We start from the raw sequence: 18,516 nt of genomic DNA, 5'->3' as shown, positions 1-18,516 counted from the left end.
AGCAATGAAAGCCTTTACTTTACAGAAATTACGCAAAAATTCTTGATGTAGGGTGCGCAGTGCGCACCTTACGGTATAAGCAATGAAAGCCTTTACTTTACAGAAATTACGCAAAAATTCTTGATGTAGGGTGCGCAGTGCGCACCTTACGGTATTACTAAACTAAAAGATGTTATAATGAAAGCCTTTACTTTACTTTACAGAAATTACGCAAAAATTCTTGATGTAGGGTGCGCAGTGCGCACCTTACGGTATAAGCAGTAAGCTAATTATTAACTGGTTCCCCGGCTCCAGCCTGGGAACGATTAAAAACTCGTAAAAACCTGGTTTCTCCCCCCCCATTCGTAAGCGCCCAAAGTGGCAAAAAATAGTAAAAAGTAAATGATAGAAACAGACACTGCGGCACAGATTTACACAGTAGAAAATACAGAGGAATTCGATCGCAGTAATGTCAATCAGCGATTAGATATTTGGCTGTCAAACCAGATACCGGACTTATCCCGATCGCGAATCCAAAGCCTCATATCACAAGGCAACGTCAAAGTCAACGACGAAACCTGCACCTCGAAAAAAATATCAGTAAAAGCGGGCGATCGCATCCACCTCACATTACCCGAAGCCCAGCCCACAAAGTTGCAGCCCGAAGCAATCCCCCTCGACATCCTCTACGAAGACGACAGCCTAATTATCATCAACAAACCAGCCGGATTAGTCGTCCACCCAGCCGCCGGACACGCAGACGGTACATTAGTCAACGCCCTCTTAGCCCACTGTCCCCTAGCAGAAATAGGCGGAGTTCAGCGGCCGGGAATCGTACACAGATTAGACAAAGATACAACGGGTGCGATCGCGATCGCCAAAACCGACATCGCGCACCAACACCTGCAAGCCCAACTCAAAACCAAAACCGCCCGCCGTCAATATTTAGGCATAGTTTACGGCACTCCCAGCAGTGAAACAGGCACAATAGACCTACCCATCGGGCGGCATCCCACAGACCGCAAAAAAATGGCAGTAGTACCAGTAGAAAAAGGCGGTCGCCCCGCAGTTACTCACTGGACAATCAAAGAAAGAATCGGCAACTATTGCTTAATGCACTATCAATTAGAAACCGGCCGCACTCATCAAATTCGCGTGCATACAGCGGAGATCAAACATCCCATTGTCGGCGACCCGATGTACAGTTCCAACCGTTCTATCGGCGTCAATTTAACCGGACAAGCCCTCCACGCATGGCGGCTGACATTGCAGCATCCCCTAACCGGAGAATTAATAGAGGCGATCGCACCTTTACCAGATCAATTCAACACGCTGCTAAAAATATTGCGCCTGCGAGCTAATATTTGATATTGTGGGCAGTTAAAACTGGTAATTTCTATGTCGAAATTTGAGGAAATTTGCAAAGCTTACGCCACATCCCGGCAAGCATACCGCGAATCCTGCGAAGCTTGTCAGGATTTTAGTGAAATTTTTATCAAGCAATTGAGCGATTATTTTGACTGCCCGATTCCAAGCCAAAATCAGAAGTTTGATGACAATGGCATACTGTATTTTGATGGTGCGATCGATATTTGCGAAAATCCCGACAATCCCGAAAAGGGCGATCGCGAAACAGTCGAAATATCTTTGAGTGTTAACAAAGTTATTGACAATTTCATTGTCACGGTTTATCCTTGGGGTCACGAATTCAAGATTCTCATTGATGAACCCAGACACTTTGAAGAAGCTTTTGAATACATTTTTGATCGACTCCTATCAGCTTATACTGGCGTAAGTCTCTTACCGTCAGAACCCGATCCTCTACCTTTTTAATGACTAAATTCCTTACTATAAACCTTTTTTCCCCTGCCTTTTTTCTTGATTAAACTTCTTGCCTAAATCTTTGACGTAAGAGGGCAACCGCAGATGGAAACAGATGCACTCAGATGAACGCAGATACATTTAAATATAGGAGAGCGAAAAAGGGCTTGAATTCAAGTCTAATATTTATCGGTTAAATTCTGTAGATTGCTGGTTGCCGAACTTGCTTCTTTCCCCAAAAATTATGAGTCCCGAATTTTGGATTCCAAGTTTAGTAAAAAACTCAAACCTCAAAACTCAAGACTCAAAACTCTCTCAGCCTAAAAGCCGATCGATTCAGTAGGCCCGACACAAATAATCGCATCAGGGCAGCATCAATTACCGGCGACGGGGAACCATCGTGTCGATATTGATATTAGCCAGAGGCACGCGCTGCGGCGGAGTAGCAGGCATGGGCATATTGCGCGCCATACCCAAATAGTTCGACGGATCGCCAGCTTTCGGCTGCTGTTCTTGAGGAACAAAACGGCGGACACTTGTCTGCCAGATGATTTGCGGGAAGCCAAGCTGCGAACGGTGGTACTCACTGTAGCGGGGCGTTTTCAAGTTGAAAGGAGTATCCCCTCCAACTCGCTGAGGCAAAATCCGGCGCTGCTGGTAAGGTACTGTATCGTAGCCGAACTTATCCAGGTACTCTTCGCTATTGACCAACTCGTCAATAAAGCCTTGAGGCCCCTTATTTGCTACCACGATCGACCAAGCAATCTTTTCGCGCTCGCTGTACACATCCCGGCCCAAAATGCGCTGCACGCACATTTCTACAAACCGATAGTTGCTGTTAGTTTGGTAATTCCGCTCTAGGAAAGGAGCTGAAATCGCCAAACCACGAATAAAGTCCCGCACAGTAATTTGGCCGAACTTGAGTTGCGACTCCAAAGACTTTTGGCGGTTGCTCTTGAGGATTTGGTGTTCGCTGTAAATCTGGCGATATCCAGCCCAAATCAAATTTTCCATGTCTCCAGACGAGAGCACATTTTCAGTTGTGAAAATTCTGGGCTGCTCGTCGCTCCCTGTTTCAAAACCAGCTACGCGCTGGTTTTGGCTTTTGGGGGCGTAGTTTATCAAAGGTAGCGCCACGTTAAAATCTCCGTTATCTCAAATTTCAGAAATAGTTGACACCGTGAGCTGCCAGCATAACGGATACAACTAACCAACATACAGATTAGGGGATTCCCGCAATCTAAATCTGATTTTCCTGAATTTTTGCAACAATCTGTAACATTTGTTGACTTTCGGGAAGGAAGAGGGAAGTTCGGCAACGAGCAATGTATGGGATGTAACGGATGTAACGGATGTCAGTCCGAGGGAAGTCGGAAGAGGGAAGAAGGAAGAAGGAAGAGGGGAGAGGGAAGTTATGCAGAAAGAAGGCTCGTTCCCCGGAAGCGGGCAGGAACGCTGCTCGGCGAGGCTCTGCCTCGTCAAACAGGAGGCAAACGGCTCCGACCAAGCATTCCCAGGCAAAGCTGGGGGAACGAGCTTAAGAGCTGGGGAACGAGCTTACAAATTACCAGCCCAGAGCCGAATAAAACTCGCTGGCGGGTACTTGAGCTCCTGCTGCTTCTGATGTTGCATCCGAGTCGGGTTGCACCCGAATTTCGGTACAAAAAGTCGATGTGCTGAAACCGCCAAAGCGCTTTACCGTACTCGTCCGCATCCGCACGTTCGGATTAGCAAACCAAAAACGCTCGATCGAACTCATCGTCTCGTATTCCGTAATCAGCAGCAGCCCATCCTCATCATCCATCTCAAAACGGCCAGCCACCGGCACAATTTCCGCATAGCCCCGTTCCCGCAACATCAAGCCCTGCCGGGGATTTTCAGGATCGGGGACGATCGCGAACACCGTAGACCCTTTATGATTCTCATCATCCTTATCCCACGCCATCGAGCCGTGCCAGGTTACAAAAGCCCCCCCAGCAGCCCGGCTCGGATCGACTTCGTGCATCTTGCAAATCTCCGCGACTCGCGCGTCATCTGCGGCCAGGGCTGTTACCTGAATATTTGAATCCCCAATCTCCGCTTGGCGGAAAGCGAGGTGGTGAGTGCTGCGCTGAGAACGCCACTCCCCAGCACTGCTTTGAAAAAACTTCATGGCATCCATACGAACTAGCTCCTTTGGCTTAGGCTTCCCTGTCTTTACGCCTTTTTATGATAAAGCTCCCCCCACTTAGATGTACTTTTGCTACACAAATTAGTCTCAAAATGTCTACTTTGGACATATTGTCAAGCGAATGTTATGATAGTTTACAATGTAGGAGACACAACAAATCCTGCGAAACGTCATTCCGATCAATTTCGCATCAATCTCAGCAAACTGGAGGAGCGATTTATGGATATGCCTACAACCAGCCTCAGCATGGAACAGCAGTTCAAACTTCAAGTGCTGCGCGAAGAAGTCAAAAGGTTAAGCCAAGACCAAGCTCAGGAATACTTGCTCGAAGTTATGCGGCAAAGTATGGTCAAAGAAAACCTGTTCAAGCATTGGATGAAGAATATGTGAACTCTTCGAGCATTTCTTCACAAAAATCAGCGGCTTGTATCTGCAAAAAGTACGATCGAGCTTTTAATCATAAAATCCAGAATCCCGCTTCCTCCAAGAAAGCGGGATTCTAAATTCAGAAAAGTTTTACGCGGTTTTTTTTGTCACTACCAGACTCAGCAAATTCAATATTTTTAGTCTCTTAGAAAGGGACTTCGTTTGTGTAGCGATAGGTTAAAACCTGTCACGGAATCAACCAAAACGGCCACTCACATAATCTAAAGTAGACTCTTCCTTTGGACTTTGGAAAATTACCTCAGTCTTGTCACACTCCACAAGATAGCCAAACCGCTTCCCATCGTCAGAAAGTTTAGCATTGAAAAAAGCAGTCAGGTCAGAAACCCGAGAAGCCTGCTGCATATTGTGAGTAACGATCACAATCGTATACTTCTCCTTGAGTTCCCGCATCAACTCCTCAATCTTAATCGTAGAAATCGGGTCAAGAGAAGCGCAAGGTTCATCCATTAACACTACATCAGGATTAATCGCGATCGCCCTAGCAATACACAAACGCTGCTGCTGGCCACCCGAAAGAGAAAAACCGCTTTGCTTTAACTTATCCTTCACCTCATCCCACAAATAAGCTTGGCTGAGCGATTTTTCCACCAGCTCATCCATATCTCCCTTATAATTGTTCACCCTCGCACCGTAAGCAATATTGTCATAAATCGACTTCGGGAAAGGATTCGGCTTTTGAAACACCATCCCAATCTTGCGGCGCACCGCCACAGCATCAATATCAGGATCGTAAAGATTTTGACCGTGGTAATCAATTCTACCCTCTAAACGAAAACCGCTAACTAAATCATTGAGCCGGTTAAAACATCGCAGAATTGTACTTTTGCCGCAGCCAGACGGCCCAATCAAGGCAGTAATGCGATTTTTAGGAATCTCCATTGAAACATTTTTCACCGCGTGAAAAGCGCCGTAAAAAATATTGATATTTTCTGTCCGTAAAACTGTTTCCGTTTGCTTGTCTAAATCCATCATCATACAGGTAACAATCCAATCGAATTTTACAAATGACCAATTACAAATGACCAATTACAAATGACAAATGACCAATAACAACTGTCAACTGTCAACTGTCAACTGTCAACTGATTAATAAACTTTTTGGCGAGTAGCCCAGCGAGAAAGAATACTCGTCAGCAAAACCATAATCACCAAAATCAAAGATGCCGCCCAGGCCAATTCTTTCTGTGCCTTAAAAGGAACCGTTGCAAAGTTGTACACCAAAACCGAAAGACTCGGAGTTGGCTTATCAAATCCTGCCGGCCAAAAAGGCGAATTGAGCGCCGTAAAAATCAAAGGAGCAGTTTCTCCAGCAGCGCGAGCAATTGCCAGAGTCACACCCGTTAAAATAGCCGGAATTGCCGCAGGCAAAACCACCTGCAACACCGTCTGATAATTAGAAGCACCCACACCAACCGACGCCCATCTAATATCTTGCGGGACGATTTGTAGAGCTTCGTCAGTAGTCCGCACAATCGTGGGCAACATCAGCACAGCCAGCGCCGCACCCCCTGCAATTGCCGAAAAACCTCCCATATTTACCACGAACAAACCGTAGGCAAATACCCCGGCAATAATCGAAGGAACGCCGCTGAGGACATTAGTAGCAAAGCGCACCCAGCGAGCTACTTGGCCACTGCTGAACTCCGACAAATAAACGGCGGCCAATACACCAAAAGGAACAGCAATTAAAGAAGCAATTCCTACGGTCATTAACGTACCAACAATTGCATTAGCAATTCCGCCTCCCGATAGTCCGGGCGGCGGTGGCAGCTTGGTAAACAAGTCTAAATTCAGGCGATTAAAACCTTGTACCGTGACGTAGGAAAGCACTGCAAACAAAGGTAGCAGAGTCAGGGTCAGACTAGCTCCAGCGAGTACAGTCATCGCCAGACTAAACAGCGCTTGCGGGCTGTTTTTAACCTTTTTTAAACTGCCTGTTTTCGATACTAAACGATTCTCGTCGGATACGCTATTTGACATAAACTAAAACAATGTAGGAAATGGCAGCAAACTTCTAGTTGTACTTCGCTCTTACTTGAGAAACAATCCACTCTGCCAAAATATTAACAATCAGTGTCATAATAAACAGGATTAGCCCAGTGTACATCAGAGCTGCTACTTGCAACCCGGAGGCTTCTGCAAACTGATTTGCCATCAGAGAAGCAATAGTATTTGCCGGAGCTAGCACAGAAAGACTTAACTGATTGGAATTGCCAATTAACAGAGTTGCAGCCATTGTTTCTCCCATGGCGCGACCGAGCCCGAGCATAATTCCGCCGACAATGCCGGAAAAAGCTGCGGGTACGAGCACTCTAAAAATTGTTGTCCAGCGAGTAGCTCCTAAACCTAAAGATGCTTGCCGCAATTCGGGGGGGAGACTTGCCAAAGAGTCGCGGGAGATAGCAGTAATAATGGGCAAAGTCATGATTCCCAAAATTACTCCGGCTGGTAACATTCCCGGGCCCACTGGCGGGGTGCTAAAAATCGGCAGCCATCCGAAAGTGCCGTTGAGAAACTTGCCGAGACTGGTAATAATGGGAATCAATACAGCAATTCCCCACAAACCATAGACTACGCTGGGAATGGCGGCTAAAAGTTCTACTAAAAAAACCAAAGCTGTACGCACTGGCAGCGGCAAAAAATCTTCACTTAAGAAGATGGCAGTCCCTACTCCTAATGGTACTGCAATTAGGAGCGCGATCGCCGAACTGACGATCGTCCCGTAAATCATCGGCAGCGCACCGTACTCTTCCTTAACCGGATTCCAGCTACTGCCAAACAGAAAGCCCAAACCGTACTGTTGAATCGCCGGTAAAGCCCGATAAGCAACGGTGAGCGCGATTACCAGCAAAATTACACCAACTCCTATGCCCAAAATCCGCGTCAGCCAGATAAAGCCTTGGTCTAAGGACTTTTCTGCTTGAGAGCGCGATCGGGTCTGCGATCGAGCGCTGTTATTATCTGAAATCATAGAAAAAAAAACCAAATATATAGTAGCCGAAAATAGCCTGTTTCGGAAAAAGCTAGAACGAAGCAGAAAGAAAGACCATAAATAAAATCAAAGAGGGGCGGGTTTATTAATTCCCTGACTTTTCAACAAGTATTTCTGGTCAAACCCACCCCTACACAGATGCACCGATTGTTACATAGAAGAGGGGCGGATTTATTAATCCCCTGACTTTTTAACAAATATTTCTGGTAAAACCCGCCCCACAGAAATATCTATCTTCGTTCTTGCTGATTTTTACCCGCACGCGCAATATGCCGAAGGGCTTTTTTCCCTCTGACAACGGACAACAGTCAACAGTCAACAGTTACTATTTGGCAACCTCAATCTTGTAGTCTGCGCTGATGCCGTCAGCGGCCGCGGCTACTTTTTCTTTAACGCTTTGGGGTAGAGGAACGTAGCCCAATTCGGAACTAACTTTTTGACCTTCATTTAAGCCGTATTCAACCATTGCCTCGATGGTTTTGGCTTTGTTGGGGTCAGTAACTGTTTTGGGGACGAGCATCCAAGTGTAGGTGACAATTGGATAGGATTGAGCGCCTTCGGGGTCTTCGATAAATGCTCGCAGGTTTTCCGGCATCGGCACAGTTGCTAAAGCTTGAGAAGCTGATTCGTCGGTAGGTGCGACAAAGCTGCCTGCTTTGTTTTCCAAAGATGCAAATTTGAGATTGTTGTTTTTGGCGTAGCCATATTCTACGTAGCCGATGCTGCCGACGGTTTGCAGGAGTTGGGCTGTGACGCCTTCGTTGCCTTTTGCGCCTACGCCTACGGGCCACTCTACTGTTTTGCCGTCGCCTACTGCACTTTTCCAGTCGGGGCTGATGGCACTCAGGTGTTTGGTGAAGACGGCGGTGGTACCGCTACCGTCGGAACGGTGGACGATGGTGATGGCTTGGTCTGGCAATTTAGCGCCCGGGTTGGCCGCTGCAATTCTGGGATCGTTCCAGTTGGTAATTTTACCGGCGAAGATATCTGCGTAAACATCCCGTGGCAGTTTCAGTGGTTCGGTTAAGTCTGGCAGGTTGTAGCCGATGACGATGCTGCCGGCTGTCATGGGCAGTAAGAGCACGCCTTTATCTGCTGGAACTTTGGCGATTTCGTCGTCTTTCATGCCGGTGTCGCTGGCCCCAAAGTCTACTGTGCCTTTGGTAAATTGTTCGACTCCGGCGCCGCTGCCTACTGATTGATAGTTAATTTGTACTTTGGGGTTGATTTTGTTGAAGTCTTGAAACCAACGTTGGTACAGGGGGGCGGGGAATGAGGCGCCGGCTGCGGTGATGGCTACGTCTGAGGCTAGGGCGAGTTTGGTGTTTTCCGCTGTGCCGGTGGCTGCAACGGGGGAAGCGCCGGGTGATGCTGCGGTGTCGCCGGGGCTGGGGCTGCTGCTCGTGTTTGGGCTGTCACTGCGGCAAGCCGCTACACTGAGGGCGATCGCCATTACGGTAATTGCTGTAGTCAGACGCTTTGGATTAATCAAGTTGAGACGAAAAAGCATAGGTATAAAAAATCTGCGATCGTTATAGGGGTGTCCCGCATCAGCATAGCGCGCAAAAGTAAAGGTTAGGTTAAGAATCTTTACACTTAATCCCAATTTAATATTAATTAATATTATCAAACTTATTGATGAGCTTGACAATAATAAATATATAAGATAAAGGGCAGAGAAATAACTACGGAAACAAGCAGTCGATCGCCCGATCGCGAAAAATTCCCGATTAAATTATCCCAAGATCCAGGCTTGAGAACCAGAAAGCCCTACAATGGTGGTTATTTTGACATATATGGTAGTATGAGACAGCAGCCTGCCAAGGTCGAACCATGCTAGTTTTTGAGCTCAAAGCCTACGGGAAAAAGCAACAATACCACAAGATCGAGGAAGCTATTCGCACGGGGCAATTTATTCGGAATAAATGCCTGCGGTACTGGATGGACAATCGCGGTGTCGGCCGAAAAGAACTGTATAAATATTGCACTCAATTGCGAGCAGAGTTGGGCTTTGTCAAAGACTTGTACAGTCATGCTTGTCAAGCTGCTGTTGAAAATGCCCAACGCGCGATCAATCGGTTTTTCGACAACTGTAAAAACAAAAAGCCGGGTAAAAAGGGCTATCCGCAGTTCAAGAAAAACAGTCGCTCGATCGAGTACAAGGTTGGTGGCTGGAAACTTTCATCAGGCCGGAAACGCATTAACTTTACTGATAAGAAAGGTATCGGGATGCTGAAATTAAAAGGCAGTCGAGACTTGCATTTTTATCAGATAGAGCAAATTAAAAGGGTACGGATTGTCCGACGTAGTGATGGGTATTACGTGCAATTCTGTGTCGATGCTCCTCGGAGCGCTCTCAAAGATTGCAAGTCATCCAATCCTGCGGTAGGAATTGATGTCGGAATTAAATACTTTTTGGCTGATAGTGAGGGAGGGATAGTCGAAAATCCTAAATTTTATCGCAAATCAGAAAAGCAATTAAACCGCGCCAACCGGAAAAAGTCCAAAAAGTTCAAAAAGGGTAAACCGCAATCTAATAACTACAAGAAGGCAAAAAATCGGTATGCTCGGAAACATCTAAGAGTAAGTAGGCAGCGAGAAGAGTTTGTCAAGAGAGTGGCACTCCGTTACGTCCAATCTAACGATTTGGTCGCCTATGAAGACTTAACTGTTCAGGGCATGGTAAAGAACCGAAAACTCTCTAAGTCGATTAGTGATGCCGCTTGGTCTAAGTTTCGGACGTGGTTGGATTATTTTGGGAGCGTCTATGGAACAAAAACCGTAGCTGTATCGCCCCACAATACCAGTCAGAATTGCTCGAATTGTGGCAAAAAAGTCCGTAAGTCTCTATCAACTAGAACGCACATTTGTCCGCATTGCGGGTATTCGGCAGATCGAGACACCAACGCAGCAATTAACATCTTGAAACGCGCCCAAAATACGGCGGGGCACGCCGAAATTAACGCTTGGGGAGAGATGCCCTCTAGTTTAGTTGGGAAAACCCTGCTAGGTTATGGCGACTCATTGAACCAAGAATCCCCGTCCTTATAGGACGGGGAGTGTCAAGAATGCTGTTTGATGATATAGCAACCGCCCTGACGCTTAGGACGTTCTTAATTGCACAAACATAAACGGTCGATTGCAACTTCGGTCTTCCTTCTTTCTTCTGCTATAATGCCTGCTCCTATTGAATTAATCTGGGCTGTTATTGGTTTGCTCCTGACGATAGGAGGCACTTTTTTGCCTGCATCGGTCACAATTCCGATTGGGTTGTGGGACGATCGAGGACTTCAGGCCTACTCTTTAGGTGTTACCTATCAAATTGGAGCCGTTTTGCTAGTAGGCTGCATGGGGGGGAAAAATGCTGCCGCTCTCTCGCAAATTGCCTATTTGGCATTAGGATTAACTTTGTGGCCAGTTTTTTCTCAAGGCGGCGGCATCGGCTATCTCAAAGAAGCGAGTTTTGGGTATTTGTTGGGTTTTGTGCCTGGTGCTTGGGTGTGCGGCTGGGTGGCTTTTAAGGTGGCTTCGCGGCTGGAATCTATGGCTTTTAGCTGTTTGTGCGGTTTGTTCACTGTTCACGCGATCGGCTTAATTTATCTAATTTTTACTTACTGGCTGCCTCCGGCAAAAAAAACACCTTTATTCGATGAGATTCTTAAATATTCGGTTTATCCCCTGCCGGGACAATTGGCGGTAGTTTGTGCGATCGCAGTGCTGTCATTTACTTTACGCCGCTTGATGTTTTATTAATTGCCAAGGAAGTTCGGCAACGAGCAATGTACGGGATGTAACGGATGTCAGGAAGAAGGATGAAGGATGAAGGATGAAGGAAGACGGAAGACAGAAGAAGGATGAAGGATGAAGGAAGACGGAAGACAGAAGAAGGAAGAAGGATGAAGGATGAAGGATGAAGGATGAAGGATGAAGGATGAGGTAACTGGTAATTGTGCAAAATAAGGTTATACTATCATTGCCCAACGGGAGAGTCATCTCGCTGCGGCTGGGATTGCTTTGTTGCACGGCATTCTGCTGACAATAATTAGCGAAATTTGAGTAAATTATCCCATGCCCGATGCCCCCTATTCTATTGCTTAATTCATGCGTTTTAAAAGAAATCCCTTGTTCTGGATTGCTGCTGTTATCAGTTTATTTTTAGACCACCTGACTAAGTTTTGGGTGGTGCAAAATTTTGACTTGACGGTTCCTCCGCAGACACAGCCGCTGTTACCCGGAGTGTTTCACTTCACTTATGTTGTTAATACCGGTGCGGCTTTTAGTCTGTTCAGCAATGGCGGGGCGATTTGGTTGCGCTGGCTGTCTTTGGGCGTTAGTGTGGGATTGATAGTGCTGGCTTGGTTCGGGCCGCGAATTAACCGCTGGGAACAAGCTGGCTACGGTTTGATTTTGGGGGGAGCACTGGGAAACGGGATCGATCGATTTGTTTCGGGCCATGTTGTAGATTTTATCGATTTTCGGATAATTCGGTTCCCAGTATTTAATCTGGCGGATGTGTTTATTAATGCTGGGATTATCTGTTTGTTGATTGCAACTTTTAACAGTACACCGCCTACTCCGACTACTCCGAGAACTCAGGACGATCGCAATTCTATTTCAGAGTAACTTTCAACAAGTTAATCAATTTTAGATTTTAGATTTTAGATTAACCCACGCACCGGTTGTACCGTTGTCAGGTTTATCGGGTGCGGAGATTTTTTTTGCTTATCCACTAAGGAAGCCAGGGGCCTCGCCACCAATTGCTTTCGGTCATTTGTCCGTTGTCTGTTGTCAGAAGGTATAGGTATCAACTTAAAGTTAGAGTGATTTATGAGCTATAATTATATTCTTTATTGCTAATGCTAAACTCGCTCCCCCTTCAAAACACTTTGGTTGAAAATCCAGAATTTATCCGTCGGATAAATTCCCAAATCTAAAATCTAAAATCTAAATTCCCAAATCTAAAATCTAAATTCCCAAATCTAAAATCTAAAATCTAAATTCCCAAATCTAAATTCCCAAATCTAAAATCTAAAATCTAAAATCTAAAATCGAATGACTCCTAATCCATTTGCTCAAGAACGCTTACTATTTGCCCCAGCAACCCCCGAGGCTGATGCTATCCCGACTATTTTTGCTTTTCCCAACGAGTACACGGTGGGGATTACCAGTCTCGGCTATCAGATAGTGTGGGCAACTTTGGCTGTGCGAGCGGATATTGAAGTGGGCCGTTTATTTACTGATATCCGCGAACAACTTCCCCGACATCCAGAATTACTGGGATTTTCCCTTTCTTGGGAACTAGACTATGTAAATATTCTCAATTTATTGGAATCTCTAGAAATTCCGATTTGGGCGTCAAAACGAACTGATAATCATCCGATCGTCTTCGGCGGTGGCCCGGTTTTTACTGCTAATCCAGAACCTTTTGCCGATTTTTTTGATGTGATTTTGCTGGGAGATGGCGAACATCTCATAGACAGTTTTATTGATGCTTGTAAAGAAGTCCGTACCGCCGACAGACAAACTAAATTGCGGCATTTAGCCCAAGTTCCGGGAGTTTACGTCCCCAGTTTGTACGAAGTAACTTATCTGGATGCGGCTGAGGGTATTAAATCGATTCAGCCTGTCGATTCGGGAATTCCCAGTGTGGTTGAAAAACAGACTTATCGCGGCAATACTTTATCTGCTTCCACTGTGGTGACAGAAAAAGCGGCTTGGGAAAATATTTACATGGTGGAAGTGGTTCGGAGTTGTCCAGAAATGTGCCGTTTTTGTTTGGCAAGTTATCTGACTTTGCCGTTTAGAACTGCGAGTTTGGAGGGTTCGCTAATTCCAGCGATCGATCGCGGTTTAGCTGTGACTAATCGTTTGGGTTTGTTGGGTGCTTCGGTCACTCAGCACCCGGAATTTGAAGCGTTGCTGGATCATTTGAATCATCCGAAATACGACGGCGTGCGGCTGAGTCTTTCTTCGGTACGGACGAATACGGTGACAGTTAAATTGGCAGAAATATTGACGAACAGAGACAGCAAATCGGTGACGATTGCGGTGGAAAGCGGGAGCGATAGCCTCCGCAAAATCGTTAACAAAAAACTCACAAATGACGAAATTATTCAAGCGGCTATCAATGCTAAGGCTGGCGGCTTAAAGGGAATTAAACTTTACGGGATGGCGGGAATTCCTGGCGAAGAGATGGAGGATTTAGAGGAGACGGTGGAGATGATGCGGGCGATTAGAAAAGCTGTTCCCGGTTTGCGGTTGACTCTGGGATGCAGCACTTTTGTCCCGAAATCTCACACTCCTTTTCAGTGGTTTGGAGTGAATAAAGATGCCGAGAAGAGGCTGAAGTTTTTAGATAAAGAATTGCGGAAGTTAGGTTTAGAATTTAGACCTGAAAGCTACAACTGGTCTGTGATTCAGGGGTTGCTCTCCAGGGGCGATCGGCGGTTGTCTCGGCTGTTGGAATTAGTGCGGCATTACGGCGATACTTTGGGCAGTTATCGGCGGGCATTTAAGGAGTTACGCGGACAGTTGCCTGAGATGGATTTTTATGTTTTTCAAGAGTGGGAATTGGAGCAGGTTTTGCCTTGGAGTCATTTAAAAGGGCCGCTACCGGAGGCGACTTTGAAGAAGCATTTGGCTGAGGCGACGAGTCATTTTAGGACGAAGGATTTACAGTTGACGAGTTAGGAAATAGTGGGATGGGAAAGTGCGATCGCATCTTTGCAAGTAAGTAGATTGAAAGCTAACTTAACAATATAAAATAAGGAGCGACGTACTATAATACAATTATGCCAGAAGTCCAACCCAAGGAAATTCAGCGTTATGTTACCTCAGACGGTCAAGTGCCGTTTGATAACTGGTGTGATTCCTTCCGAGATCGTAAAATTCCCACAATTATTAATAAAAGACTTAACCGAGTTATTTTGGGAAATTTGGGAGATTGTAAATCTGTTGGAGAAGGAGTCTTTGAATTAAGGATAGACTATGGCCCTGGTTTCCGAATCTATTTTGGACAAGTAGGAACAACAATTATACTTCTGCTGTGCGGAGGAGATAAAAGCACTCAAGACAGAGACATTGCCCAAGCAATAGAATACTGGACAAATTATAGGAGTTAAAAAATGCCTAAAAGTTTACCGTATCATGACTTTTTGATGGCGCGGCTAAAAGACCCCAGTTATGCGGCTATCTATCTCGAAACTCATTTTGAATTAGACGAAGGCGAAGAAGCAGACGAAGCATTAATCAGACTTGCTCTGGGCGATGTAGCAGAAGCTCTAGGTCAACCAAAAATGACTCCTGAACAATATGAAGTACACTTAAAAAAACTGGATGAATTGCTTTCGCAGCAAGGAAGCGATGCGATTTACAATCTGGGAACTTGGCTGAATGCTTTGGGATTGAAACTAACAGTTGCTGTTTGTAATGATACAGAGGATCATACTGCAAATGCTGAAACGAAATCCGAAATAACTGTTTAACTTAATCTAGAAAATGCCCAATTTTAAATACTCGTCGCTGATTAATGCCACTGTTGAAACAGTCTGGAACTTTCACGAAAGGCCGGATATTCTGCAACTTTTGACTCCGCCTTGGCAACCGGTGAAAATCATTCGCCGTGAAGGGGGACTCGATGTGGGTGCTGTATCAGAATTTCGCCTGTTATTGGGGCCGATTCCTGTAAAATGGGTGGCGACTCACACTAAGTGCGAACAATATCGCTTGTTTGTTGATGAACAAACTGAGGGGCCGATGGCACGTTGGACTCACCGTCACGAGTTTACCTCAGAAAATGGCAAGACTAGATTGACAGATGCGATCGCATTTTCAATACCGGGCGGCCCGATTGTGGATTTGTTGTTAGGTTGGTGGGTGGAAATGCGGTTAACAGATATGTTTCGCTACCGCCACGAAGTCACAAAAAGAGAGTGCGAGAAAGATGCAAACAACGGCTGAATATTACTGTGCTTTCTGCGGCGAACCGAGTACAACTTTTGTTGATATCAGCGGTGGTATGGAGCAATCTTATATCGAAGATTGTCAGGTTTGCTGTCGCCCGAATGTTCTGTATGTCAGAATAGATGAAGATACCCTGGATATTGAAATAGATACTGACTATCAAGAATAAGTGACTATGAAAATGTATGAATTGCATTTGATGCCGACTTGGTAGAATTCATAAATCTTGAAGCTGCTGCTTCTACGAAAGCCCGAAAAATTCGAGAGTTTACCGAGCAGTTTGGCGACATTTCCGGGTGCCATTGAATTGCTATCATCCAAGGGTGATAGCAGTGTTCCATTGCTTCTACTAAAGTGTCAGGTGCATCGGCTACAATTCGCCAATCGGATGTTACCTTCCGCACTGCTTGATGATGCCAGGAAACAACTGTTGTTGAAGTTTTTCCCATAATTTTTGCTAGCCGACTGTTTGGCTCAATTTCAATGGTATGCTCGATCGCACGTGGCGGAATTCCCGATCCGTGGTTAACCTCATCTCCGTAAGCATCCGGTACGTGAATCACCAAACTGCCACCGCTGGCTACGTTCAGGATTTGCATTCCCCGGCAAATCCCCAACACAGGTATGTCAGCCTTCAAAGCTAGCTTTGCTAAGTTTAATTCAAAATTGTCGCGTTCTGCATTAACCGAGTAAACTGTGCGATCGACATAACCGCCATAAAGTTCTGGGTTTATATCTCCGCCCCCGGAAAAAATCAAACCATCTACTGCATCCAAAATACTAGCCGGATCTAATTGATTGGGCGGCAGTAAAATCGGAATGCCACCAGCCGCCTGAACTGCATCAATATAAGTTCCATTTAAACGATATTCGCCGGCTGGACAGCGGTTGTATGTTGTGATGCCAACAATCGGAAATTTTTTCATTTGCTAGAGGTTGGGAGATAATTACTTAGATTAATACTCAGATTTTGCACTATTTGTAATCAGTGTTTCATGGGCGGGCAACTAGGAGCAACGGTCCACAATAAAACTTACTTATTGTTATGAAACAGGCATCTTGCCTGTTTCTTGTCTGATTACTTGTGATTAATTCCTACATTACACTGAAACTTCCCTGCACGGCTGTCTAATTCGTAACAGTTTCAGTATTAGTTTCCGGCAGCGGTTTGCGCGTACACAGATAAGCCAGCGGCCCGAACAGCGGCACTAATGTTACAGCCCAAAATGCTGTAGAATTCTGCATTCCGCGGCGCGCCATATCGTCTGCCAACAAAGCCGGAAATAGTAGGCAAAGCAGACAAAAATCTAAACTCATTACGTGGATAAAACGGCTGGTTTGCCACTGGGCAAAAAAATCATACCAATCGCCTTTTGTCAAGCCAAAGGCAACTAAACCAACAGCAGCTAATGTTAAGAAAATTCCAGTAAAACGGGAGTCTAATATCTTTAAAAAGATATTTTTATGACCGCGAAATTCTGGATTAGGTTCGCGCAGGGCTAAATAAGGCAGCAAGGCAAAGGCACCGACGCCAAAGGATAAAGTGGCAAATAGCCATGCAGGTATTTTCTGGCCCCTGCCGTCAGCAAATAAGAGGCAACTGTAGATGAGCGGCCATACTCCCATGATGTTGAACAACGCTACAATTAAAGGGTTGATGTCTGCTATTTTGCCTGTGGAAAGATTAGTAATGAGTGTGATGGTTTCTGGGCTATCGGGTGGTGCAAATACAAAGGCGTAGGTGGTAAATGCAATCCAAATCAGCCAAAATCCAATTTTTCGGAACATAGTTAGTTTTCTTTACTTCTGATATTACTATAGCAAGCTTAAAGGGTTTTTCAATAAGACTTTTTTTATTTACCGCAGAGGAAGAGAGGAGAATATCTGAATGTATTGTTATTTGGTATTGCGGGTTTTGGGCAGATTGCTAAATTTTTGCATAAATTGGCGATCGATCCAATCTTTCCAGTACCACAACAACCGTGATTCCCACATGAAATTACCGCGAGATGCGATCGCCCTTTTATTCCCAGTACCAATTAACCCTAAGTATTGTTCCTGCGGTGCAAAGGGTTTGAGGGGTTTTCCCAATAAAAACTGCTGCAAGTTTTCAAACAGCGGTTTGCCCTGACGCACGGCAAACACGCCTGCTTTGGGACGGAGATAATTAACCATCGCAGCGATATCTCCAGCCGCAAATACGTTGGGGTGAGAGACTGATTGCAGGCAATCGTTGACTTGGATAAAGCCGTTTGAATCGGCTGCTAAACCGGATTCTCCGATCCAATTGGCTGCCGATGCTTGTGTTACCCAAAAAATGCGATCGCACTCTAATTCTAAACCTGATTTACAAGAAATTTGGTAATTGGTAGGGAATTGAGGGTTGGTTTCTCTCTCAATCTTTTTTACTGCACACACTTTTTCCTGCAAATGCACTTTAACGCCACGATTAATCAGAATTTTTTTAAGGCGGCGACGCACCCGCTGATTGTGTCCCTGCATCAATTCAGCACCGCTGTGAAACAAATGAATTTCTGATGATAAATTTTCTAAATTTTCTTCCCTCTTCCTTCTTCCCTCTTCCTTCTTCCCTCTTCCTTCTTCCCTCTTCCTTCTTCCCTCTTCCTTCCCCAATCGAGATTGCATATTTAATGCTAATTCTACCCCTCCTGCACCGCCGCCGACAATCGCTATCCGCAGCGGTTTATCGGGATGATTTTGCCTATATTCTATCAACTGATTCCAGCTAGCTAAAAACTCCGGTACGGGTTTAGCTGCAATTGCATATTCTGTGGCACCCGGTACAGATAAAGTCGCAGGAGTGCTGCCAATATCCACAGAAAGCACATCAAAATTAACCGGAGGGCGAGTTTGACAAATAACTAAGTTTTTGTTAAAGTCGATCGCGATCGCCCGATCGACCAATATTTGACACCCGGCAAATTCCGCGAGCGATCGCAAATCGATGTGACATTGATCGTAATCGTAAAACCCGGCAACGTGCCCCGGCAGCATCCCCGAATAAGGCGCGTGCAGGACATCGCTAATCAGAGTCAAACGCACTCCAGGCAGCGGTTTGATGCCGAACATTTTTAATACAATAGCATGACTGTGACCGCCACCAATTAACACTAAATCTTTCACAA

Annotated in this window: 20 protein-coding genes; 11 read left to right on the top strand and 9 right to left on the bottom strand. The window is 45.5% G+C overall.

All coding sequences use genetic code 11. The features are described 5' to 3' along the window. Positions 1-381: 381 nt before the first annotated feature. Both QUB77_RS08175 and QUB77_RS08170 read left to right on the top strand, forming a co-directional pair. Complete coding sequence (locus tag QUB77_RS08175) at positions 382-1,347, top strand: RluA family pseudouridine synthase (protein WP_333171155.1); 966 nt, start codon at positions 382-384, stop codon at positions 1,345-1,347. 30 nt (positions 1,348-1,377) lie between these two features. Further along, positions 1,378-1,812 (top strand): hypothetical protein, encoded by a 435-nt coding sequence (locus QUB77_RS08170; RefSeq protein WP_333171153.1) that lies wholly within the window; start codon positions 1,378-1,380, stop codon positions 1,810-1,812. 366 nt (positions 1,813-2,178) lie between these two features. Here the strand turns inward: QUB77_RS08170 and QUB77_RS08165 are convergent, their stop codons facing one another. After that, the gene (locus QUB77_RS08165; RefSeq protein WP_333171150.1) at positions 2,179-2,937 is read right to left on the bottom strand and encodes a phycobilisome rod-core linker polypeptide; all 759 of its coding nucleotides are present in this window, start codon (positions 2,935-2,937) and stop codon (positions 2,179-2,181) included. Between the two features lie 427 nt (positions 2,938-3,364). Next, positions 3,365-3,961, bottom strand: coding sequence for a phycobiliprotein lyase (locus tag QUB77_RS08160; protein WP_333171147.1), 597 nt, complete (start codon positions 3,959-3,961; stop codon positions 3,365-3,367). Between the two features lie 135 nt (positions 3,962-4,096). Between QUB77_RS08160 and QUB77_RS31705 the strand changes: the two genes are divergently transcribed. Continuing rightward, positions 4,097-4,360, top strand: a complete 264-nt coding sequence (locus tag QUB77_RS31705) for an NblA/ycf18 family protein (RefSeq protein WP_445251110.1) — start codon at positions 4,097-4,099, stop codon at positions 4,358-4,360. Between the two features lie 231 nt (positions 4,361-4,591). Here the strand turns inward: QUB77_RS31705 and pstB are convergent, their stop codons facing one another. The 4 genes from pstB to pstS all read right to left on the bottom strand — a co-directional run bounded on the left by pstB (position 4,592) and on the right by pstS (position 8,918). Next, positions 4,592-5,392 (bottom strand): phosphate ABC transporter ATP-binding protein PstB, encoded by an 801-nt coding sequence (pstB, locus tag QUB77_RS08150; protein ID WP_333036858.1) that lies wholly within the window; start codon positions 5,390-5,392, stop codon positions 4,592-4,594. A gap of 110 nt (positions 5,393-5,502) precedes the next feature. Continuing rightward, entirely contained in the window at positions 5,503-6,396 is an 894-nt protein-coding gene (gene pstA, locus QUB77_RS08145; RefSeq protein WP_333171143.1) for a phosphate ABC transporter permease PstA, read from the bottom strand. 34 nt (positions 6,397-6,430) lie between these two features. Further along, complete coding sequence (gene pstC / locus QUB77_RS08140) at positions 6,431-7,387, bottom strand: phosphate ABC transporter permease subunit PstC (protein WP_333171141.1); 957 nt, start codon at positions 7,385-7,387, stop codon at positions 6,431-6,433. Positions 7,388-7,733: 346 nt separating this feature from the next. Further along, positions 7,734-8,918 carry a phosphate ABC transporter substrate-binding protein PstS gene (pstS, locus tag QUB77_RS08135; protein WP_333171139.1) on the bottom strand — a complete coding sequence of 395 codons (1,185 nt, stop codon included), beginning with the start codon at positions 8,916-8,918 and terminating at the stop codon, positions 7,734-7,736. Positions 8,919-9,241: 323 nt separating this feature from the next. Between pstS and QUB77_RS08130 the strand changes: the two genes are divergently transcribed. From QUB77_RS08130 to QUB77_RS08095, 8 genes are all read left to right on the top strand, one after another. Continuing rightward, complete coding sequence (locus QUB77_RS08130; protein WP_333171137.1) at positions 9,242-10,459, top strand: transposase; 1,218 nt, start codon at positions 9,242-9,244, stop codon at positions 10,457-10,459. A 123-nt stretch (positions 10,460-10,582) separates the two neighbouring features. Continuing rightward, positions 10,583-11,161, top strand: coding sequence for a biotin transporter BioY (locus QUB77_RS08125; RefSeq protein WP_006635529.1), 579 nt, complete (start codon positions 10,583-10,585; stop codon positions 11,159-11,161). Between the two features lie 348 nt (positions 11,162-11,509). Further along, positions 11,510-12,031: a signal peptidase II gene (lspA, locus tag QUB77_RS08120; protein WP_333171134.1), complete on the top strand. Its 522-nt coding sequence runs from the start codon at positions 11,510-11,512 to the stop codon at positions 12,029-12,031. A gap of 429 nt (positions 12,032-12,460) precedes the next feature. After that, a complete protein-coding gene (locus tag QUB77_RS08115; RefSeq protein ID WP_333171131.1) occupies positions 12,461-14,098 on the top strand; it encodes a radical SAM protein in 1,638 nt (545 codons plus the stop codon). A gap of 101 nt (positions 14,099-14,199) precedes the next feature. Further along, on the top strand, positions 14,200-14,529 hold the full coding sequence (locus QUB77_RS08110; protein WP_333171128.1) for a type II toxin-antitoxin system RelE/ParE family toxin: 330 nt from the start codon (positions 14,200-14,202) through the stop codon (positions 14,527-14,529). Between the two features lie 3 nt (positions 14,530-14,532). After that, a complete protein-coding gene (locus QUB77_RS08105; protein ID WP_333171125.1) occupies positions 14,533-14,892 on the top strand; it encodes a transcriptional regulator in 360 nt (119 codons plus the stop codon). A gap of 13 nt (positions 14,893-14,905) precedes the next feature. Then, positions 14,906-15,367, top strand: coding sequence for an SRPBCC family protein (locus QUB77_RS08100; protein WP_333171123.1), 462 nt, complete (start codon positions 14,906-14,908; stop codon positions 15,365-15,367). After that, entirely contained in the window at positions 15,351-15,539 is a 189-nt protein-coding gene (locus tag QUB77_RS08095) for a CPXCG motif-containing cysteine-rich protein (protein WP_006635525.1), read from the top strand. The genes QUB77_RS08100 and QUB77_RS08095 overlap by 17 nt, the downstream gene beginning before the upstream one ends. Before the next feature lie 4 nt (positions 15,540-15,543). On the opposite strand, the gene QUB77_RS08090 is transcribed toward QUB77_RS08095, so the two are convergent. The 3 genes from QUB77_RS08090 to QUB77_RS08080 all read right to left on the bottom strand — a co-directional run bounded on the left by QUB77_RS08090 (position 15,544) and on the right by QUB77_RS08080 (position 18,514). Next, the gene (locus tag QUB77_RS08090; RefSeq protein ID WP_333171120.1) at positions 15,544-16,296 is read right to left on the bottom strand and encodes a gamma-glutamyl-gamma-aminobutyrate hydrolase family protein; all 753 of its coding nucleotides are present in this window, start codon (positions 16,294-16,296) and stop codon (positions 15,544-15,546) included. A gap of 202 nt (positions 16,297-16,498) precedes the next feature. Beyond that, a complete protein-coding gene (locus tag QUB77_RS08085) occupies positions 16,499-17,158 on the bottom strand; it encodes a DUF2834 domain-containing protein (RefSeq protein WP_333171118.1) in 660 nt (219 codons plus the stop codon). A gap of 108 nt (positions 17,159-17,266) precedes the next feature. Continuing rightward, a complete protein-coding gene (locus QUB77_RS08080) occupies positions 17,267-18,514 on the bottom strand; it encodes an FAD-dependent oxidoreductase (protein ID WP_333171116.1) in 1,248 nt (415 codons plus the stop codon). Between the last annotated feature and the right edge of the window lie 2 nt (positions 18,515-18,516).

Origin of the sequence: Microcoleus sp. AT9b-C3, from assembly GCF_036705485.1 — a bacterium.
Taxonomy (GTDB): domain Bacteria; phylum Cyanobacteriota; class Cyanobacteriia; order Cyanobacteriales; family Microcoleaceae; genus Microcoleus.
Note: the sequence above shows the minus strand (reverse complement) of the source record. Positions and strands in the feature narration are given on the sequence as shown.